The organism is Roseobacter sp. HKCCD6576-2 (assembly GCF_013179285.1).
GTDB lineage: Bacteria > Pseudomonadota > Alphaproteobacteria > Rhodobacterales > Rhodobacteraceae > Rhodophyticola > Rhodophyticola oceani.
Genome location: NZ_WVNW01000004.1, coordinates 1 through 18,104, shown reverse-complemented (window position 1 = coordinate 18,104; position 18,104 = coordinate 1). Strand labels below are relative to the sequence as shown.

Below are 18,104 nucleotides of genomic sequence, written 5' to 3'. Positions count from 1 at the left end.
CGGGTGTTTTCCGGGCCGCGCTGGACCCCGACCGCGTAGATTGAGGAAAGACAAATGACGAAAAGCGCCGGATTTGTTGCTTTGATTGGCGAACCCAATGCGGGCAAGTCGACGCTTCTGAACCGAATGGTTGGGGCAAAGGTCTCGATCGTGACCCACAAGGTTCAGACCACGCGCGCGCGCATCCGCGGTGTGGCGATGGCGGGCGAGAGCCAGATTGTCTTTGTCGATACGCCCGGCCTGTTCCGCCCGCGCAGACGATTGGACCGTGCCATGGTGGCCGCGGCCTGGTCGGGGGCGGCAGATGCGGATGTGGTTGTGCTTCTGATCGAGGCGCATCGCGGGTTAACCGAAGGCGTCCAGGCTATTCTCGATGGATTGGCCGAGCGGGCCGAGGGCCGCCGGGTGGCGCTGGCGATCAACAAGATTGATCGGGTGAAAGCAGAAGTGCTTCTGGCGTTGACCGAGAAAATGAATGCGGCCTTCGCGTTTGAGAGGACCTTTTTGATCTCCGCCGAGAAGGGTCACGGCGTTGAGGACTTGCGCGAGTGGCTGGCCGAGGTCGTGCCCGAGGGCCCATGGCTTTATCCCGAGGATCAAATTGCCGATCTGCCGATGCGGATGATTGCGGCTGAGATGACGCGGGAGAAGCTGACCCTGCGCTTGCATCAGGAACTGCCCTATCAACTCACCGTGGAAACCGAGAGCTGGGAGGAGCGCAAAGATGGCTCCGCCCGGATTGAGCAGATCGTCTATGTCGCGCGCGATGGCCACAAGGGCATCGTGCTGGGCAACAAGGGCGAGACGATCAAGAGCGTCAGCAAGGCCGCGCGGGAGGAATTGGAAGAGTTCCTAGGCCGCCGTGTGCATCTGTTTTTGCAGGTGAAGGTTCGGCCCAATTGGCTGGACGAGGCCGAGCGCTATTCTGAGATGGGTCTGGATTTCAAGGACGGCGCATGACCCCCCGGCTGACGGCGGAGTTCTGGGTACAGGCCTATCTGGCCCGGCTCAGACTGGCCGACATCCCCGCTTTTGTGACCACCAAGGGCGATCTGACCGCGGGTGCCGTTTTGGTGAAGCTAAACCCGCTCAACGGCCAGGCGTGGGCCTTTCAACGCAGTTTCGATCTGATGACTGGCGAACGTGCTTGGGTCACGCTGGCCGAGGGTGTGGAGGCGGATGTGGACGCCGCGATTGAGCGACAGAAGAGCTTCGACCCTGATCTTTGGGTGATCGAGGTCGAAGATCGCGCCGGGCGGCATCTGCTCGAAGAAGAGGGCCTGGCCTAGCGCCGCGTTGCCTTTGCGATCCCGATCATCACAGCACCGGTAGCTAGGATCGCCAGCAAGAGGCCAAACAGATTGAGCGCAACTTGCCCAAAGCCCAACTCGATCGGATTGAGGAAGGGGTATGGGTACATCCCGTCCAACGCCCCGCGGATCAGGGCATAGACCGCATAAATCGCGGGCCAGATCGCAAAGGCTGGAAGGCTGCGGAGCGACAAGGTGGATTTGGGTGCATAGGCCAACCACCAAACACCCAGCCCCAAAGGTACGGCGCTATGCAACGCCTGATCGGTCCAGAAATGCAGACCTTGCGGGTTCCAGAGATGTGCCAAAAGCAGGTGATAGACCGCGCCGACCAAAACCATTGATGCGGTCAGCGCGGCCAGCCAAACGGGGCGAACCGGTCCGCGGCCCAGGGCGAGACTGCCAAGGGTAAGGACGACCAGAGCATTGGTCAGATTGGTGAAATACCTTGGCATCTCCCACAAAGTTGCGGCGAGAGAGGTGTCGCTAAGTTCCATCAAAACCGGTGTCTGCAAGATCAAAGCGGCCAAAGCCACCAGTGCGATCAGGGCGGCGCATCCTCGAGCCAGTCTGCTGGTGTGGTTTGGCATGCGCGTAAGGTGCCACGGCGGCGTGGTGATGGACAACCGCCGCGCCGCGTGGAAGATGATCCGCATGGAATGGCGCGACGAAGGTGTTTTGTTGGCGGTCCGACCGCATGGCGAAAACGCAGCGATCATCGAGATGTTTACGCCCGAGTACGGGCGCTATGCGGGCGTGGTGCGCGGCGGGGCGTCGCGTCGGATGACGCCGATCCTGCAGCCCGGCGCGCAGCTCGATGTCACTTGGCGGGCGCGGCTTGAGGCGCATTTGGGCGCCTTCACGGTCGAACCGTTGAAAACCCGCGCCGCTGAGGCGCTGGCGGATCGGGTGGCGCTGGCTGGCCTTGCGTCGGTTTGTGCGCTTTTGTCTTTCACCTTGCCGGAACGCGCGCCGCATCCGGCGCTTTATGCGCGGTCTGTGGCACTGCTTGATGGGTTGGGGGCCGAGAACTGGGCGCAGGCCTATCTGGGTTGGGAAATGGCGCTGTTGGGGGAGATGGGGTTTGCCCTCGATCTGTCCTCTTGCGCGGTCACAGGGGCCCGGGATGGTTTGGCGTATGTCTCGCCCCGAACCGGTCGCGCGGTGAGTGCGGCGGGGGCGGGGGATTGGGTGGATCGGCTATTGCCTCTGCCCGCATGCCTCTTGCAATCAGGCCCGGCTAGCCGGGAAGAGATTGACCAAGGTCTGCGCCTCACTGGGCATTTCTTGGAGCATCATTTGGCCCCGGCGCTTGGTGACAAACCTATGCCCGCCGCGCGGCAACGCTTGGTTGACCTGATCGCACGTCACTCTTCGGCCTAACGCGCAAAGACCAGCTCGCCGCCCGCCTCATTGGAAAGGATGAGGACATCGCCCGCGACCTCGGCCAAGCTCATGGATTGCAACAGCGACAGATAGCGACGTTCGGCATCCAATGCGGCGCAGGCCCTGCGGGTCACTGCCAGAGGGCCGGTTTCAAACCAAGGATAAGGGACGCTTTGGGGGCCGCTATAGCGGTTGCAGGGCGCTTGACCTGAAATCTGACCCTGTTCGGTCAAATCTAAGGTCACGCCTTCCGGCGCGGGGTCACCGGCCATCTCGGTCAGACGCCAGATACCCCCAGCATAACCAGAGACGGTTTCGTCTTGGCAGGCCGCCAGAAGGAGGGATAGCCCGATGAGGGGGGCGAGGCGGATCATCGGCGTAGATTGGAGCAGATCCCCCCGATCTTCAAGAAACGGGTTGTGGCGGAATTTCCAGCCGGCAAGATTTATCCGAGATTATCCTTCTTGAGATAAATGGCGATCATGTAAAATCTCGGTCGGGCCGTGCCAAAACCCAAGCCTTCAGAAGCGGATCGCTCAGATGCCAATGCCCTTGCCAATTGTCGATGAGATGGCGCTGGGCCAAGGCCTTTTGCGCCTTTTGGCGTTGCGAGGTCGTAAAGCTCGTGCCGGTTAACGTCTTCAGAAAATCATGGCCCCGCTGCCCGGTCGGCTGCGGGACGTCCTCGGCCAGCAGTCTCAGCATCGCCCGTTGGATCGGGCTGAGGCCGAGCCAGGTCCGATCATACCCGCCGGTTTCCGCCATTTGCTGCGTCACCTGCGCGCGGGCTGCGGCATCATCGAACCCGTTCAGGGGGAGGGCGTTCAACCAAATCTGGAACATCAACGGGTTGCGGTCGAAATCCTCAAACGCGGCTTGCGCGGTCTCCGCGGCGACCCGCCCGCGATAGGTTTCGTGAAACGCTTTGAGTTGCTGCGTCACAAAGGCATCCGGCAAGGGCGGCAAAGTGATCTCAGTCGCGAAGTTGAAAAACGGCGCGTCGCGTTGCGAGAAGACTCGTTTCAGGCCCGATTGCGACGAGCCGGTAAACACGACCGATAGCCCGGTTTTGCGTTTGTCGAGCGCGGTGCGAAGCGCGGCCATGATCGCATTGGCTTCCGGCGCATGCAGAATTTCCTGAAACTCGTCAAACAGCAGGATCGTCGGGTGTTTCTGGTTGCTCAGTTTCTCGCAATACTGATCCAGCAGCAGCAGATGATCCTCAGGCGCTTTGCCTTTCAGATCGCTGAGATCGATTTCGATCTCCCCCCGACGGCTGGGGTCGCGGAGGCGCAGTTTCGGAGAGAGGGCCAATGTACCCCGGGCCAGCCTTGTGGTGATTGGGTCGGCGCGGATCGCTTGATCCAATTCGTAAAGCAGGATCGCCAGTGGCGAGGTCGGCATCTGCCAGAAGGAGGCATAGGCGACTTTGTGGCCGTACATCTCGGCCCGTGGTGCGAGATCATATTGCAGGAACTGGGTTTTGCCGATCCTGCGGGGCCCGAAGAGTGAGATCGCCTGCACCGGGCCGCTGACCAGCATGGTGAAGACCGTGTCGAGGAAATCTGTGCGGGTGTAGTGCCAATGCGATTTGGTCATTATCCAAGACTATCACAGATGGGATAGTTATCCAAACGTGGATAATCCTGGATAATGCAGACCCGCTGGGACGGGGAAGGTGGGCCGATTGCCTGCCCAGATCTCAGCCGAGCAAACGCCGAGCGATGACTTGCGCCTGTATCTCCGCCGCACCTTCGAAGATGTTGAGAATCCGCGCATCACACAAGATTCGGCTGACCTTGTATTCCAGCGCAAAACCATTGCCGCCATGGATTTGTAGCGCATTATCCGCTGCGGCCCAGGCCACCCGCGCGCCAAGCAGTTTCGCCATCCCAGCCTCCAGGTCGCAGCGGCGGCCTTCGTCTTTCTCCGCCGCGCTGAAATAAGTGAGCTGCCGCGCGATCATGATCTCCACCGCCATCATCGCCAGTTTCGAGGCAACGCGCGGGAAGGCGATCAGCGATTTGCCGAATTGCTTGCGGTCCTCGGCATATTGCAGGCCCACATCCAGCGCCGATTGTGCCACACCAATGGCCCGCGCGGCGGTCTGAATCCGAGCGCTCTCAAAGGTCTCCATCAGGTGTTTGAAACCCATGCCTTCCTCGCCGCCCAGGAGGTTCTCGCCCTTCACATGGAAATTGTCGAAACCAAGCTCGTATTCCTTCATCCCGCGATAACCAAGCACCTCAATCTCGCCGCCGGTCATGCCCTCGGTTGGGAAGGGGTTCGCATCATCGCCCGGCGTCTTTTCTGCCAGGAACATGCTGAGGCCCTTGTAATTGCTGGTCTCCGGATCGGTCCGGGCCAGAAGCGTCATCACATGGGTCCGTGCCGCATGGGTGATCCAGGTCTTGTTGCCGGTGACGCGGTAATCGTCACCCTCTTTCACGGCGCGGGTGCGCAAGCTGCCGAGGTCGGAGCCGGTATTGGGTTCGGTGAACACCGCAGTCGGTAGGGTCTCCGCGCTGGCGATTTGCGGGAGCCATTTGGCTTTCTGCGCGTCGGTGCCGCCGGTCAGGATCAGTTCCGCCGCGATCTCTGATCGTGTGCCAAGTGAACCGACGCCAATATAGCCGCGCGACAGCTCTTCCGAGACCACGCACATCGAGGCTTTCGACAGGCCGAACCCGCCATATTCCTCAGGGATGGTCAGGCCGAAAACGCCCATCTCAGCCAGCTCTTCGATCACCTCGATCGGGATCAACTCATCGTTGAGATGCCAATCATGGGCGAAGGGTTCGACCTTCTCGACCGCATAGCGCCGGAATTGCTCGCGGATCATCTCAAGCTCATCATCCAGACCGGTCGCGCCAAAGGTGATATTCGCGGCTTGCTCTTGCATCAGTTCGACCAGGCGCAGACGCGCCGCCTGGGTGTTGCCGGACTGGCAAAGCAACATGACCGAGGGCGCCATCATGCCGCGCTGATCGTCCTGAGTGAGCCCCAGGTCTTGCATCCGCAGAATCTCCCCCTGAGACATCGGGATGCCGCCATAGATCTGCCAGAGATACTCACCAAACGCGATCTGATGGATCAGTGCCTCGGTCTCGCCGAATTGCCCCTCTGCCGAGAGCTTCTGGGCCCAACCCTGCATCTGACGCAGCGATTCCACATAGGTTGCCAGCCAAGCCAATCCATGCGCTGCCGTCTGATGCGCTTCAAGCGCCGCGCCAGACACGCGGCCCTCCGCGCTGACCAACTCCCGCACCCGATCCGTGGCGGTTGCCAGAAGTGCCTCAACCGGCGGAATGGCCTCGCCCGTCAGGGTCAAGAGATCGGGCAGAAGCACGGTTTGGGTCGCATTCTCGGTCATCGGCTGTCCATCATCTGGCATGGGTCTCTCCGGTCGCATCGGGTCTGCGTTGGAATTAGGCATTTTGCAGATGCAGCGCAAGAAAAATACAACATATACACGCAAAAAGACCGAAAATGTCTCACTTGTTTTGCGCTGCAGCGACGCGATAGGAAGGACAGGAAGGGGACACAGATATGCAAGAGACGTTGAACCTGATGCCGCTTTGGGCCTTCTTGGCGGCTTTGGGCGTGACCTTTGTGGCCGGGTTCGTAAAAGGGGCGGTTGGGTTTGCGATGCCTTTGGTGATGATCTCCGGCCTTTCGCTCTTCCTCGAGCCGCAATTGGCCATCGCGGGCATCGTCTTACCGATTGTGATGACGAATTTCCAACAGGTGATGCGGTTCGGCCTGGCCGAAGCCAAGGCCGTGGTGCTCGAATACCGGCGCTACATTCTGATTGTCTGTGTGATGATCTTGGTGGTGGCGCAATTCGTCACCATCATCCCGACGCAGGTGATGTATCTGGTTCTGGGCATCCCCGTTGTGGGCTTATCGCTGATCCAACTCTTTGGCGTCCGCTTCCATATCCCGCAGAACAGACGGCTCGCGGCGGAATGGGGTGTGGGCCTTTTCGCGGGTGGGCTCGGCGGCTTGACCGGCACCTGGGGACCGCCGACGGTGCTCTACCTCATCGCTTTGGAGACGCCGAAAGCCAAGCAGATGTTGGTGCAAGGCGTGGTCTATGGTTTGGGCGCGGTCAGCCTCTTTCTCGGGCACCTGCAATCCGGCGTCTTGAACACGGTGACGGCACCGTTTTCCGCTGCGTTGCTCATTCCGGCCTTTCTCGGGATGCAGGTGGGGTTTTGGTTGAGCGACCGGCTTGATGCGAATCTGTTCCGCAAGGCGACCCTGATCGTGTTGGTGGTGGCCGGCGCCAATCTGGTGCGGCGCGGGATCATGGGCTAGCGTCGCCCCTGGGGAGGGTGATGTGATGATCCGTTTGGAAGATATGCCGAAGCGGTTGGAGGGGCCTGCTGCCTGGCTCGGCGCGGAGATGGCCGCAGCGCCGGAGCGCTGGCTTGTCGAACTCTCGCCGGAGGACATTGCCGATCTGGAACAGGCGGCCACGCATTTCCTGGCGCTCGGGCGCGATGTGGGGGAGATCACTGCCGCCGCGTTCCCCCTTGGCCCCTTTGCAGATCATCTTGCTGCGCTGAAAGAGAAACTGCTCCACGGGGTTGGTGTCGAAGTGCTGCGCGGCCTGCCGGTCGCGCGCTATGATCAGCGCATGGCCGCAACGATCTTCTGCGGGATCGGTGCGCATTTGGGCTCGGCCCGGTCCCAAAACGCGGCGGGGCATATTCTCGGCCATGTGCGCAATACCGGGGCCGACGCGAATGATCCAAATGTGCGGATTTACCAAACGGCGGCACGGCAAAGCTTTCATACGGACAGTGCCGATTGCGTCGGTCTGCTCTGCCTGAATGCGGCGAAAGAGGGCGGTCTGTCACTGCTCGTGAGTGCCGAAAGCATCTATAACCGGATGCGTGCCGAGCGGCCCGACCTCTTGCGCCGTCTTTTCGAGCCGATTGCGACCGACCGGCGGGGCGAGGTGCCCGAGGGTGCGAAACCCTATATGGAAATCCCGGCGCTCTCCTGGCATGCGGGCAAGCTCACTGTGTTTTATCAGCGGCAATATATCGACTCCGCACAACGGTTTGAAGGTGCGCTGCGGCTAACACCGGAGCATGTGGCCGCGCTTGATATGTTCGATGCCCTGGCCAATGACCCGGAGCTGAATTTCGGGATGCAGTTGGAGCCGGGCGACATGCAATTTGTCTATAACCACAGCCAATTGCATGACCGGACCGGTTTCACCGATTGGCCGGAACCGGCGCGGCGGCGGCATCTCTTTCGGCTTTGGCTATCTCTGCCAGGCGACCGCCCGTTGCCGCCGGTCTTCGCGGAGCGTTATGGATCGCTTGAGATCGGCGCGCGCGGCGGGATCATCACGGCGGAAACACGGCTCCACGCGCCTTTGGACTAAGACAGTGCACCGCCCATGCAGGTGATCACCATGTTTGGGAGAGCGGAGCCTGGCACCACTTCGAAGGCGATGTGATAAAGCTCCTCGCCCTCATAGCTGGCGCTAAAGGTCCATTCGCCATGGACCTGCTCTTCCGGTAGCTCGAAGCTGAACCCCATCAAGCTCTGACTGTCACTTTCGATGGTGGTGATCCATTGCTCCACCTCGATACCGCTGTCGGGGAAAGGTGGGTGCGTCACGGTCACGATCACCGGCTCCAAGGTTTCGCCGGGATGCGGCTCAACGATGACGCCGAAGCCGATGCCGATATCGTCCGGCACGACCAATTGCCGCCATCGCAGCACCGGAATCTCCGCGACGAGGTTGATGACACCCGAGGCGGTTCCCGGTGCCTCTTCCACGATATCTGGTGTTTCGGCGCAATAAATGCCGTAATCAAGCGTGGCGAGGCCTGGCCCGACCTGTGGGTTCGCCAGCGCCAGCCCGGGGGCCAGTGCCGCAAGAACGGCGAAGGGTCGGATCAACGACCCCAAGCGCCTCACGAGATTGCCGCCGCTTTCACGTCATCGTCGATGAACGGGACGTATTGCGCGAAGTTGTCGGCAAACATCTGCACCAGCTTCGCGGCTTGCACGTCGTATTCTTCGTTGACCGACCAAGTGCGGCGCGGGTCAAGCAGCACCTCGGCCACACCCGGCGCGCTGATCGGCACTTCGAAGCCGAAATTCGGATCGCGGCGGAAGGCGCCCTTGTTCAACGTACCGTCCAGCGCAGCAGAGAGCAGCGCCCGCGTGGCGCGGATCGGCATGCGCGAGCCGGTGCCATAAGCGCCGCCGGTCCAGCCGGTATTGACCAGCCAGCAGGTGGCGGCATGTTGATCGATCTTCTCGCGCAACAGGTTGCCGTATACCTCGGGGCGGCGCGGCATGAAGGGTGCCCCAAAGCAGGTGGAGAAGGTCGGCTCCGGTTCGGTCACGCCCCGCTCGGTGCCCGCGACCTTGGAGGTGAAGCCCGACAGGAAGTGATACATCGCCTGCGCAGGGGTCAGCCGCGCAATTGGCGGCAGCACGCCAAACGCATCGCAGGTGAGCATGATGATGTTGTTCGGCTGCCCACCCCGCGCCGTATCCGAGGCGTTTGAGATGTAATGCAACGGATAGGCGCAACGCATGTTGGCCGTTAGGCTGTCATCCTCAAAATCCAACTCGAACGTGTCCGGATCATGGACCATGTTCTCGATGACCGTGCCGAAGGTCTTCGTCGTGGCGTAAATCTCCGGCTCGGCTTCGGGGTTCAGGCTGATTGTCTTGGCGTAGCAGCCGCCCTCGAAATTGAAGATGCCGGTCTCAGACCAGCCGTGTTCATCATCGCCGATCAAGGTGCGGGACGGATCGGCGGACAGCGTTGTCTTGCCGGTGCCGCTTAGGCCGAAGAATACGGCGGAGTCCGCCGGATCGCCGATCGCATGATTGGCGGAGCAATGCATCGGCATCACCTCTTTGCCCGGCAGGATGTAGTTGAGCAGGGTGAAAACAGATTTCTTGTTCTCCCCGGCATAGGCGGTGCCGCCGATCAGGATGATTTTCTTTTCGAAATTCAGCGCGATGACCGTCTCACTCCGGCAGCCGTGGCGCGCGGGATCGGCTTGGAAGCCGGGGCAGTTGATGATGGTGAATTCCGGCACGAACGTGTCGAGTTCCGCTGCTTCTGGTCGACGCAGCAAATGCCGGATGAACAGCCCATGCCAGGCGAGTTCGGTCACAACGCGGACATCCAGACGGTGCGCCGGATCAGCGCCGCCATAAAGGTCTTGGACGAAATACTCGCCGCCCTTCATATGGGTCAGCATGTCGGCATGCAAAACGTCGAACGCCTCAGGTGCCATCGGCGCGTTGTTCTCCCACCAGATCGTATCTTCGACGCTTGGCGTGCGGACGACGAATTTGTCCTTTGGCGACCGGCCTGTGTGTTTGCCGGTTGTCACAAGAAAGGTGCCGCCCTGGCCCAGTGTGCCCTCGTCGCGTTTCAGCGCCGCTTCGATCAACGCGGGCTCCAGCAGGTTATAATAGACCGTGCCCAGCCCGGTGATGCCTTGCTGGTCCAGCGTCTCAGCTGGGTTCACGCGTCCAATTGTCATTAGCTAGCTCCTTGCCCGGATCAGCCCGGTCCCAGGGTGGAAATCCCGCATCGGGTTGGGCGTCGGCCCTCCGATGCGAGGCCCGTATAACATGACGTTTTTGCGTATGAACAGGACGCAAGAGCACAGTTAGCGCAACCAAAGCGAAACATTTTTGCATCAATCGGGCCGCTTTCGTGCCGAAAAGGCCCTGGTTGAGGCGAATCAACAGAGCGATTCGCAAGTTAAAGATTGATTCTAAAGCGGGAAAACCCGACAATAAGGAAAAAATAAGGCAAACCGAGCAGTAATAAGGATGACAGCATGTCACGGATCGCACTTGTCGATGACGACAGGAATATCCTGACCTCCGTTTCCATGACCCTTGAGGCAGAAGGGTTTGAGGTTGAAACATACAATGATGGTCAGAGCGCGCTTGATGCGTTTACCCGGCGGATGCCGGAACTGGCCGTTCTCGACATTAAGATGCCCCGGATGGACGGCATGGACCTGCTTCAGCGTCTGCGCCAGAAGTCCAAGGTGCCGGTGATTTTTCTCACCTCGAAAGATGACGAGATTGACGAGTTGATGGGCCTGCGCATGGGGGCCGACGACTACGTCAAGAAACCGTTCTCGCAGCGCTTGTTGGTGGAGCGCATTCGCTCGATCCTGCGGCGGCAGGACGCCATCGCCTCCGATGCCACCGATACGCCAGAGGAAAGCCAAGTGCTGACCCGTGGCGAGTTGTCGATGGATCCGCTTCGTCACGCGGTGACCTGGAAAGGCAAAGACGTGTCACTGACGGTGACCGAGTTCTTGCTACTTCAGGCTTTGGCGCAACGGCCCGGGTTCGTGAAGTCACGCGATCAACTGATGGACGTGGCCTATGACGAGCAAGTCTATGTGGATGATCGGACTATCGACAGCCATATCAAACGCCTGCGCAAGAAGATGCGCCAGGCCGATAATGATTTCTCGGCCATCGAAACACTGTACGGCATCGGCTACCGGTACAACGAAGAGTAGATGACTCTGGCTTCGGACCTCTCCATGACCAACCGCCGGGCACGTGACCGGGCCGATATCGTGTTGGGTGAAGATTGGGATCGACCGCAAGGCGCGGTCGAAGCCGAATTGCGGGCAGCACGGCAACGGCGCGGCTGGTTCACATTGAACCGGTCGCCGCTGGCACGGAAGATTATCATCTTCAATCTGTTGGCCATCGTTATTTTGGTCGCGGGTGTGCTCTATCTCAACCCGTTCCGTGACAGTCTTGTGCTGCAGCGCGAACGCGCGCTCGCTCTCGAGGCGCAGTTGGTTGCAGATGTCTTCGAAGCCAGCCTACCGCGCAACGCGCCGACCGATCTGATCACGGGTGATGGGATCGATCCGCAAGAAGTTCTGTCGCGCGTCGGCCTGACCCAAGGCGTTAATGTCTTTGTTTATGCTCCATCGGGTGTCTTGGTCGCCTCGACCGATACCGTCGCCCGAAATCCGGTACGTCCGATACAAGGGTTGGATGAAGGCCAAGGCCGCACGTTGTTGGTCACAAATTTCCTGAACGCGGTTTGGGAAGGGATTGCGACTGTCCTGTCGGGCAGAGAGATGCCCGAGACCGTGATCAATCAAGAGGAAATGGCCCGCGTGTTGTTGGATGACGCGTTGCGGGGCGGCACGGTCATTCGGCGGGGCACCAATCTGGGGGGCACGGTTTATACTGCCGCCACCCCGATCCAGGGCAACACCGGGATGGTTGGCGTTTTGGCGATGACCACAGCCGCGGGCGAGATTGATCAGCTGGTGCGGGTGGAGCGGGAGCAGCTTTTGCAGATGTTCCTCATCGCGCTCTTGGTTTCTTTCGGTTTGGGTCTGGTCTTGGCCTCGACCATCGCCAACCCGCTGTCCGACCTCTCCGCAGCGGCCGAGTTGGGCAGAGATAAAAATGCCCGCAAAATGAGCCCGACCCGCGTACGTATCCCCGATCTGACGGGCCGGCCTGACGAGATTGGGCGGTTGTCGGGTGCGCTACGTGGCATGGTCGGCGCGCTTTACGATCGGATTGATAGCAACGAACAATTCGCTGCCGACGTGTCGCACGAGATCAAGAATCCGCTCGCATCTCTGCAATCCGCCGTGGGCACCATGCGGGTTGCCCGGACCGAAGATCAACGCAATCGCCTGCTCGAGGTCATCGAACATGACGTGAAGCGGCTTGACCGATTGGTGAGCGATATCTCCAACGCCTCGCGGCTTGATAGTGAGCTGGTGAAGGAGGAGGAGGAAGAATTCGATCTTGTGCGGATGTTGGGCAATCTGAGCACATATCATCGCGAAGAAGCCGACAAGATCGATGTGGATTTCATTGCCGACTTGCCCGACGAACCGATCGTGATCAACGGTCTAGAGGCCCGGCTCGCGCAGGTCTTCGTCAATCTGATCGGCAATGCGATCTCGTTCTGCGAAGCTGGGGATGCCGTCCGCCTTTGGGCGCGCAAGCGGCAAAATCGGGTGTTGATCGTGGTCGAAGATACCGGCCCCGGCATCCCGGAAGAGGCGCTGACCAAAGTGTTCAATCGGTTCTATTCCGAGCGCCCGGTGCAGCAATTCGGCGATCATTCGGGCCTTGGTTTGGCGATTTCGAAGCAGATTGTGGAGGCCCATGGCGGTGTGATCTGGGCCGAAAACATCCGTCCCACAGACGCCGAGGTCACCTCCGAGCCGCTTGGCGCCCGTTTCGTGGTTGGTCTCCCGGTCTGATCGATGGAGGCGGGCGCAAGCGATCCGCTCATCCGCCCGCTGGAAGAGTTCGGGACGACGTTTGACACGCATCTTCATTGCCATGGGTCTGCAGTGAGTTTTGATGGGCGGGGGCTTTTGTTGCTCGGCACATCTGGCACCGGAAAATCCGCTTTGGCCTTGTCTCTGATGGCGCATGGCGCACAGCTGTTTGCCGATGATGGCGTGCGATTGACGGCCGAAGATGGAAGGCTGCTGATGCATCGGCCCGATACGACGCCGCCGTTGATCGAGGCGCGGAACGTCGGCCTTCTCGCTGCCACGCTCGCCCCGGGTCCGTTACCGCTGCGGCTGGCGGTTGATTTGGATCGGCCCGAACCGGCCCGCTTGCCGCCGCGACGCAAGGTTGCTTGGGCGGGGGCAACGGCGGAGTTGATACAAGGTGCCGGTCAGCCGATGCTTTGGGCGGTGCTGATCCAATATCTGCGCGGCGGGCGCGTAGAATGACCGAGACACCACAACTCCCACGAGGCCAAAACCAATGATCGACCCCGACCGCACCCGTTCTGACAGTGCCGCGCCCACCGGCGAGGATGGCACCCGGGTTGTTTTCGTCTCCGGCCCGTCGGGGGCGGGTCGTTCGACGGCGATTCGTGCCCTGGAGGATTTAGGCTTTGAAGCGATCGATAATCTGCCGCTCAGCTTGCTGCCCCGGCTTCTCGAAGGCCCGCCGATCACCCGTCCCCTGGCGTTGGGAACGGATACACGCAACCGTGATTACAGCGCCCAAGCTTTGATTGCGGCGGTTGACCGCCTCTCCTCCGACCCAGATATCCTCGCCGATTTGGTCTATCTCGACTGCGCAGCGGATGTGCTTGAGCGCCGATATTCCGAGACCCGCCGCCGCCACCCTTTGGCGCCCGAAGATCAGCCGATGCTGGGGATCAAGCTGGAGCAAGATCTCCTGGCCCCGGTACGCGCCCGCGCGGGTATCTTGATCGACACCTCCGAGATGACACCCCATGACCTCAGGGCGGAGATTAACCGCTGGTTCACGGCAGGAGGCCAGCAAAACCTAGCGCTTTCGGTGCAATCCTTTTCCTACAAGCGCGGGCTGCCGACCGGGGCGGACCTGGTGTTTGATTGCCGCTTTCTGCGCAATCCATATTGGGAAGATCGCCTGCGCGCGATCGATGGTCGCGATCCGGCAGTGGCCGGGTATATCGCCGAGGATCCCCGCTTTCCGGCTTTCGCCGCTCAGGTGACGCAACTGATCGAAACCCTGCTTCCCGCCTATCGCGAAGAGGGCAAGAGCCACCTCACGGTTGCGTTCGGCTGTACCGGCGGGCAACACCGATCTGTCGCAATGGCCGAAAATCTGAGCGCCCATCTTGCGCGCGCCGGGTGGCAGGTGTCTAAAAGACATCGGGAATTGGAGAGGCGAGGCGTGGTTCAGACGCCATGAGCCGGGAAGAGCACAGTTGATCGGTATCGTTATCGTCGCACATGGGGGCCTGGCACGGGAGCTGATGAAAGCGACCGAGCATGTGGTGGGCCAACAGCCGGAGATGATCGCGATTCCCATCGGGGCCGATGACGACCGCGCCAGTCGCACGCGCGAGATTTGTGACGCCGCCGATCAGGTCGATACCGGAGACGGTGTCGTCGTGGTGACCGACATGTATGGCGGCTCTCCTTCGAACCTTTCGCTCAGGGCGTGCCGCCCGCAAAACCGCAAAATCCTGACCGGTGTCAATCTGCCCATGCTGATAAAGCTGGCCAAATCCCGTCATCTACCGGTAGAGCTTGCCGTCAGTCGCGCGGCGGAGGCCGGTCGGCGCTATATTGACAGCTTCGACGGAGCGCCGGAATGACAGCAGAGCCCGTGATCCGTGATTTGGAGATCGTGAATGTTAAAGGCTTACATGCCCGGGCTTCCGCCAAATTTGTTGAGGTGGTAGAAGACTTTGATGCTCAAGCGACAGTGCGGCGCGATGGGCTAAGTGCCGCCGGAGATTCGATTATGGGGCTTTTAATGTTGGCAGCTTCGCTTGGAACCTCTATTGAGGTCGAGACATCTGGCACGGATGCAGAGGCGTTGGCTGATGCGTTGGAGGCTCTGGTGGCCGACAAGTTTGGCGAAGGCAACTGACCCCGTGTCGAGGGTAACCCGAGGGGACAGGGTGCGTTGACGGATATCACCACGCCCAGTGTGAAACCTAGAAACCGACCTGTGGATCGGCAATCGCCTGCTATGTATGACCGGCGTAGCCTGACCTATGCCAACAGTTTCGACACGGTCTGGACGCAGCACACGATCAAAGCCATCGAATGGATGACGGGCAAAATCCCGATCATCCGTCGGGTGCGGCAGTTCGAACGCCAAGGCGCCCCCGTCGGGCAGGCGTTTTGGCCCGCCACGATGAAGGCGATGGGCATCGATCTGCAAACCCCGCAGGCGCAGCTTGACCACATTCCAACCGATGGCCCGGTCGTGTTTGTCGCCAATCACCCGCACGGGTTGGTTGATGGGATGATTTTGGCCGATTTGATTGGCCGCCGCCGCACGGATTACCGCATTCTCAGCCGGTCGATCCTGACCGGGATCGACGAAAGCGCGGCCAGCTATATGATTGCGGTGCCATTCCCGCACGAGCCCGAAGCACAGAGCAAGATGATCGAAATGCGTGGCCGCGCAATGGATCATCTGGCGCAAAACGGACTCATTGCACTGTTCCCATCCGGCGTCGTGGCGACATCCGAGACGATGTTTGGCCCGGCGATTGAGGCGGAGTGGAATGTGTTCACAGCTAAGATGATCCGGAAATCGGGTGCCACCATCGTGCCGTGCTTTTTCCAGGGGGCGAACTCACGTTGGTACCAGATTGCCAATCGGATCTCGCCGGTGTTGCGCCAGGGTTTGCTGATCCACGAGGTGGTGCATTCGTTCGACAAGCCGCAAGCGCCAATCATTGGCAGACCGCTCACGCCTAAGGATTGGGAGCCGCGTATCGGCAACCCGCGGCAATTCATGGCCTGGTTGCGTGAGCACACTCTGTCTCTGAAAGATAATCCCGACGCCTAGCATTAAGGATTGTACAGGCGTTCGTCGAAACGCTCAGCGTGTCGGCACGGGGGTGTCACCGCGATAGTCATAGAACCCGCGCTCGGTCTTGCGGCCCAGCCAACCGGCTTCGACATATTTCGTGAGCAGGGGGCAGGGCCGATACTTCGTATCCGCCAGCCCGTCATGCAGCACATTCATGATCGCCAGGCAGGTATCGAGCCCGATGAAATCCGCCAATTCCAGCGGCCCCATAGGATGGTTCGCACCCAATTTCATGGAACTGTCGATGGATTGAACCGATCCGACCCCCTCGTAGAGTGTATAGACCGCCTCGTTGATCATCGGCATCAAGATGCGATTGACGATGAAGGCTGGGAAGTCTTCGGCGGTCGCAGCCGTTTTGCCAAGCTTATCGACTACTGCTTTGCAGGCTTTGAACGTCTCTTCATCGGTGGCGATCCCGCGGATCAACTCCACCAGTTGCATCACCGGCACGGGGTTCATGAAATGGAATCCCATGAATTTCTCGGGCCGGTCGGTCCGGCTGGCCAGACGCGTGATTGAGATCGAAGACGTGTTCGAAGTCAGAATTGTATCTGGCTTGAGATGCGGTAGAAGGTCTTCGAAAATGGCCTGTTTGACGGTCTCACGTTCGGTTGCGGCCTCGATGATCAAATCCGACGGACCCAACTCCTTGAGAACAAGGGTGGTTGAAATCCGTCCCATCGCGGCGGCCTTGTCGTCAGCGCTGATCTTTTCACGGCTCACCTGCCGATCAAGATTGCGGTCGACCAGGGCCACAGCCTTATCCAGCATATCTTGGGAAATATCATTCAGAACAACGTCATAGCCTGCAAGCGCACAGACATGGGCGATGCCGTTGCCCATCTGCCCTGCGCCCACAATTCCGATCTTCTGAATATCCATGCTCGGCATCCTTTTGCGCCCGATTTCCGCCGCACCATAGGCCTCGCCAAGCCTCGCACACAAGGCCCAAGAGGCGCGGCAAATTCAGCGATAGACGAGGTTGTGGTGAACTCTGAAATCTAGCGCCTCGCGCGCGTGCGCCGCTCCGATTTGCACCGAACTTGGGGCCGCCTTCCCGAAGGTGACTATGACATTCGTGATCTGAGGGGCGATCCGCTGTTTATGACTCATGAGATGCTAGAAGACATGGTCTCTGTCTGGCTGTCTCTAAGCATTTTGGCCACTGGCAAGGTGGAGCATAAGACCTCAACGCGCGGCAAGGTCTTTAGGCGGAAGGCGGCGGCGCGGCTCTTGCCTTGGGGCGACAAGCCGATGAGCAAATGGCGAAATGTCTTGCACAATTTGGTAGAGCAAAACTCCAATTAAAAAAGGCCCGCCGAGATATCAGCGGGCCTTCGCAATAAGTGATTTGCAGCGCCTAGCCGAGTTTTTCGGTCAGTTCTGGCACCGCATCGAACAGGTCCGCGACGAGGCCGTAATCGGCGACCTGGAAGATCGGCGCCTCTTCGTCTTTGTTGATCGCGACGATGACCTTACTGTCTTTCATCCCCGCCAGGTGCTGGATCGCCCCCGAGATGCCGACCGCGATGTAAAGCTGGGGCGCCACGACCTTGCCGGTCTGGCCAACCTGCCAATCGTTCGGCGCATAGCCGCTGTCGACTGCCGCGCGAGACGCGCCAACCGCCGCGCCCAGCTTGTCGGCCAAGCCTTCGATGATCGCAAACTGCTCTTCCGAGCCCACGCCGCGCCCGCCGGAGACCACAATCCCTGCCGAGGTCAGTTCGGGTCGGTCGCTTTCGGCCACTTTGTCCTCAACCCAAGATGACAGGCCCGGATCACCGGCCGCGCCGATCATCTCGACTGCCGCGCTGCCACCTGTGGCGGCCGCATCGAAGGTCGAGGTCCGGAAGGTCACAACCTTGGTCGCATCCGAGGATTTCACCGTCTGGATCGCATTGCCGGCATAGATCGGGCGTTCAAAGGTGTCCGCATCCACAACGGCGGTGGCGTCCGAGATCACCATCACATCAAGCAGCGCGGCGACGCGCGGCATGATGTTTTTCGCATCCGTCGTCGCCGGCGCGGTGATGTGGCTGTAAT

At 60.2% G+C, this 18,104-nt stretch carries 21 protein-coding genes; 13 read left to right on the top strand and 8 right to left on the bottom strand.

Annotated elements, in window-relative coordinates:
• The first annotated feature begins 54 nt into the window (after nt 1-54).
• Complete coding sequence (gene era / locus GTF44_RS14730) at nt 55-960, top strand: GTPase Era (protein WP_171560480.1); 906 nt, start codon at nt 55-57, stop codon at nt 958-960.
• Nucleotides 957-1,289 (top strand): DUF1491 family protein, encoded by a 333-nt coding sequence (locus tag GTF44_RS14725; protein WP_171560482.1) that lies wholly within the window; start codon nt 957-959, stop codon nt 1,287-1,289. Before era ends, GTF44_RS14725 begins: the two co-directional genes overlap by 4 nt.
• On the opposite strand, the gene GTF44_RS14720 is transcribed toward GTF44_RS14725, so the two are convergent.
• Nucleotides 1,286-1,900 carry a Pr6Pr family membrane protein gene (locus GTF44_RS14720; RefSeq protein ID WP_171560485.1) on the bottom strand — a complete coding sequence of 205 codons (615 nt, stop codon included), beginning with the start codon at nt 1,898-1,900 and terminating at the stop codon, nt 1,286-1,288. The genes GTF44_RS14725 and GTF44_RS14720 overlap by 4 nt on opposite strands.
• Before the next feature lie 64 nt (nt 1,901-1,964).
• On the opposite strand from GTF44_RS14720, the gene recO reads away from it, so the two are divergent.
• Nucleotides 1,965-2,693: a DNA repair protein RecO gene (gene recO, locus GTF44_RS14715; RefSeq protein ID WP_171560588.1), complete on the top strand. Its 729-nt coding sequence runs from the start codon at nt 1,965-1,967 to the stop codon at nt 2,691-2,693.
• Here recO and GTF44_RS14710 read toward each other — a convergent pair.
• The 3 genes from GTF44_RS14710 to GTF44_RS14700 all read right to left on the bottom strand — a co-directional run bounded on the left by GTF44_RS14710 (nt 2,690) and on the right by GTF44_RS14700 (nt 6,090).
• Nucleotides 2,690-3,070, bottom strand: coding sequence for an META domain-containing protein (locus GTF44_RS14710; protein WP_171560487.1), 381 nt, complete (start codon nt 3,068-3,070; stop codon nt 2,690-2,692). The two genes, recO and GTF44_RS14710, sit on opposite strands and share 4 nt — an antisense overlap.
• Before the next feature lie 106 nt (nt 3,071-3,176).
• Nucleotides 3,177-4,295 carry an ATP-binding protein gene (locus tag GTF44_RS14705; RefSeq protein WP_171560490.1) on the bottom strand — a complete coding sequence of 373 codons (1,119 nt, stop codon included), beginning with the start codon at nt 4,293-4,295 and terminating at the stop codon, nt 3,177-3,179.
• A gap of 103 nt (nt 4,296-4,398) precedes the next feature.
• Nucleotides 4,399-6,090, bottom strand: a complete 1,692-nt coding sequence (locus tag GTF44_RS14700) for an acyl-CoA dehydrogenase family protein (protein ID WP_171560493.1) — start codon at nt 6,088-6,090, stop codon at nt 4,399-4,401.
• 155 nt (nt 6,091-6,245) lie between these two features.
• On the opposite strand from GTF44_RS14700, the gene GTF44_RS14695 reads away from it, so the two are divergent.
• Both GTF44_RS14695 and GTF44_RS14690 read left to right on the top strand, forming a co-directional pair.
• Nucleotides 6,246-7,016, top strand: coding sequence for a sulfite exporter TauE/SafE family protein (locus tag GTF44_RS14695; protein ID WP_171560495.1), 771 nt, complete (start codon nt 6,246-6,248; stop codon nt 7,014-7,016).
• A gap of 25 nt (nt 7,017-7,041) precedes the next feature.
• Nucleotides 7,042-8,097, top strand: a complete 1,056-nt coding sequence (locus GTF44_RS14690) for a TauD/TfdA family dioxygenase (protein WP_171560497.1) — start codon at nt 7,042-7,044, stop codon at nt 8,095-8,097.
• Here GTF44_RS14690 and GTF44_RS14685 read toward each other — a convergent pair.
• Both GTF44_RS14685 and GTF44_RS14680 read right to left on the bottom strand, forming a co-directional pair.
• Nucleotides 8,094-8,621: a DUF3859 domain-containing protein gene (locus GTF44_RS14685; protein ID WP_171560500.1), complete on the bottom strand. Its 528-nt coding sequence runs from the start codon at nt 8,619-8,621 to the stop codon at nt 8,094-8,096. The two genes, GTF44_RS14690 and GTF44_RS14685, sit on opposite strands and share 4 nt — an antisense overlap.
• Nucleotides 8,622-8,635: 14 nt before the next feature.
• Nucleotides 8,636-10,234, bottom strand: coding sequence for a phosphoenolpyruvate carboxykinase (locus GTF44_RS14680; protein ID WP_171560503.1), 1,599 nt, complete (start codon nt 10,232-10,234; stop codon nt 8,636-8,638).
• A 303-nt stretch (nt 10,235-10,537) separates the two neighbouring features.
• On the opposite strand from GTF44_RS14680, the gene GTF44_RS14675 reads away from it, so the two are divergent.
• From GTF44_RS14675 to GTF44_RS14645, 7 genes are all read left to right on the top strand, one after another.
• Nucleotides 10,538-11,239, top strand: coding sequence for a response regulator transcription factor (locus tag GTF44_RS14675; protein ID WP_145214869.1), 702 nt, complete (start codon nt 10,538-10,540; stop codon nt 11,237-11,239).
• Nucleotides 11,240-12,970, top strand: a complete 1,731-nt coding sequence (locus GTF44_RS14670) for a sensor histidine kinase (protein WP_171560506.1) — start codon at nt 11,240-11,242, stop codon at nt 12,968-12,970.
• A 3-nt stretch (nt 12,971-12,973) separates the two neighbouring features.
• Entirely contained in the window at nt 12,974-13,456 is a 483-nt protein-coding gene (locus GTF44_RS14665) for an HPr kinase/phosphorylase (protein ID WP_171560509.1), read from the top strand.
• A 34-nt stretch (nt 13,457-13,490) separates the two neighbouring features.
• Nucleotides 13,491-14,414 carry an RNase adapter RapZ gene (rapZ, locus tag GTF44_RS14660; RefSeq protein WP_171560511.1) on the top strand — a complete coding sequence of 308 codons (924 nt, stop codon included), beginning with the start codon at nt 13,491-13,493 and terminating at the stop codon, nt 14,412-14,414.
• Nucleotides 14,415-14,430: 16 nt separating this feature from the next.
• Nucleotides 14,431-14,823: a PTS sugar transporter subunit IIA gene (locus GTF44_RS14655; protein WP_145214881.1), complete on the top strand. Its 393-nt coding sequence runs from the start codon at nt 14,431-14,433 to the stop codon at nt 14,821-14,823.
• Complete coding sequence (locus GTF44_RS14650; RefSeq protein WP_145214883.1) at nt 14,820-15,101, top strand: HPr family phosphocarrier protein; 282 nt, start codon at nt 14,820-14,822, stop codon at nt 15,099-15,101. Before GTF44_RS14655 ends, GTF44_RS14650 begins: the two co-directional genes overlap by 4 nt.
• Before the next feature lie 102 nt (nt 15,102-15,203).
• Nucleotides 15,204-16,034, top strand: a complete 831-nt coding sequence (locus GTF44_RS14645; protein ID WP_171560590.1) for a lysophospholipid acyltransferase family protein — start codon at nt 15,204-15,206, stop codon at nt 16,032-16,034.
• Nucleotides 16,035-16,067: 33 nt separating this feature from the next.
• On the opposite strand, the gene GTF44_RS14640 is transcribed toward GTF44_RS14645, so the two are convergent.
• On the bottom strand, nt 16,068-16,943 hold the full coding sequence (locus tag GTF44_RS14640; protein WP_171560514.1) for a 3-hydroxybutyryl-CoA dehydrogenase: 876 nt from the start codon (nt 16,941-16,943) through the stop codon (nt 16,068-16,070).
• A 135-nt stretch (nt 16,944-17,078) separates the two neighbouring features.
• Here GTF44_RS14640 and GTF44_RS14635 point away from each other — a divergent pair, with 135 nt between their 5' ends.
• Nucleotides 17,079-17,369 carry a hypothetical protein gene (locus tag GTF44_RS14635; protein ID WP_171561085.1) on the top strand — a complete coding sequence of 97 codons (291 nt, stop codon included), beginning with the start codon at nt 17,079-17,081 and terminating at the stop codon, nt 17,367-17,369.
• Nucleotides 17,370-17,421: 52 nt separating this feature from the next.
• On the opposite strand, the gene GTF44_RS14630 is transcribed toward GTF44_RS14635, so the two are convergent.
• Nucleotides 17,422-18,104: electron transfer flavoprotein subunit alpha/FixB family protein (locus GTF44_RS14630; protein ID WP_171567025.1), on the bottom strand; the 683-nt coding region annotated here is incomplete at its 5' end.

Bases quoted from the DNA above. Each gene is read 5' to 3' on its own strand.
- recO (WP_171560588.1), top strand. From the start codon at position 1,965: ATGGAATGGCGCGACGAAGGTGTTTTGTTGGCGGTCCGACCGCATGGC.
- rapZ (WP_171560511.1), top strand. From the start codon at position 13,491: ATGATCGACCCCGACCGCACCCGTTCTGACAGTGCCGCGCCCACCGGC.
- GTF44_RS14695 (WP_171560495.1), top strand. From the start codon at position 6,246: ATGCAAGAGACGTTGAACCTGATGCCGCTTTGGGCCTTCTTGGCGGCT.
- GTF44_RS14675 (WP_145214869.1), top strand. From the start codon at position 10,538: ATGTCACGGATCGCACTTGTCGATGACGACAGGAATATCCTGACCTCC.
- GTF44_RS14650 (WP_145214883.1), top strand. From the start codon at position 14,820: ATGACAGCAGAGCCCGTGATCCGTGATTTGGAGATCGTGAATGTTAAA.
- era (WP_171560480.1), top strand. From the start codon at position 55: ATGACGAAAAGCGCCGGATTTGTTGCTTTGATTGGCGAACCCAATGCG.
- GTF44_RS14640 (WP_171560514.1), bottom strand. From the start codon at position 16,943: ATGGATATTCAGAAGATCGGAATTGTGGGCGCAGGGCAGATGGGCAAC.
- GTF44_RS14670 (WP_171560506.1), top strand. From the start codon at position 11,240: ATGACTCTGGCTTCGGACCTCTCCATGACCAACCGCCGGGCACGTGAC.
- GTF44_RS14690 (WP_171560497.1), top strand. From the start codon at position 7,042: ATGATCCGTTTGGAAGATATGCCGAAGCGGTTGGAGGGGCCTGCTGCC.
- GTF44_RS14645 (WP_171560590.1), top strand. From the start codon at position 15,204: ATGTATGACCGGCGTAGCCTGACCTATGCCAACAGTTTCGACACGGTC.
- GTF44_RS14700 (WP_171560493.1), bottom strand. From the start codon at position 6,090: ATGCCAGATGATGGACAGCCGATGACCGAGAATGCGACCCAAACCGTG.
- GTF44_RS14710 (WP_171560487.1), bottom strand. From the start codon at position 3,070: ATGATCCGCCTCGCCCCCCTCATCGGGCTATCCCTCCTTCTGGCGGCC.
- GTF44_RS14705 (WP_171560490.1), bottom strand. From the start codon at position 4,295: ATGACCAAATCGCATTGGCACTACACCCGCACAGATTTCCTCGACACG.
- GTF44_RS14720 (WP_171560485.1), bottom strand. From the start codon at position 1,900: ATGCCAAACCACACCAGCAGACTGGCTCGAGGATGCGCCGCCCTGATC.
- GTF44_RS14725 (WP_171560482.1), top strand. From the start codon at position 957: ATGACCCCCCGGCTGACGGCGGAGTTCTGGGTACAGGCCTATCTGGCC.
- GTF44_RS14665 (WP_171560509.1), top strand. From the start codon at position 12,974: ATGGAGGCGGGCGCAAGCGATCCGCTCATCCGCCCGCTGGAAGAGTTC.
- GTF44_RS14680 (WP_171560503.1), bottom strand. From the start codon at position 10,234: ATGACAATTGGACGCGTGAACCCAGCTGAGACGCTGGACCAGCAAGGC.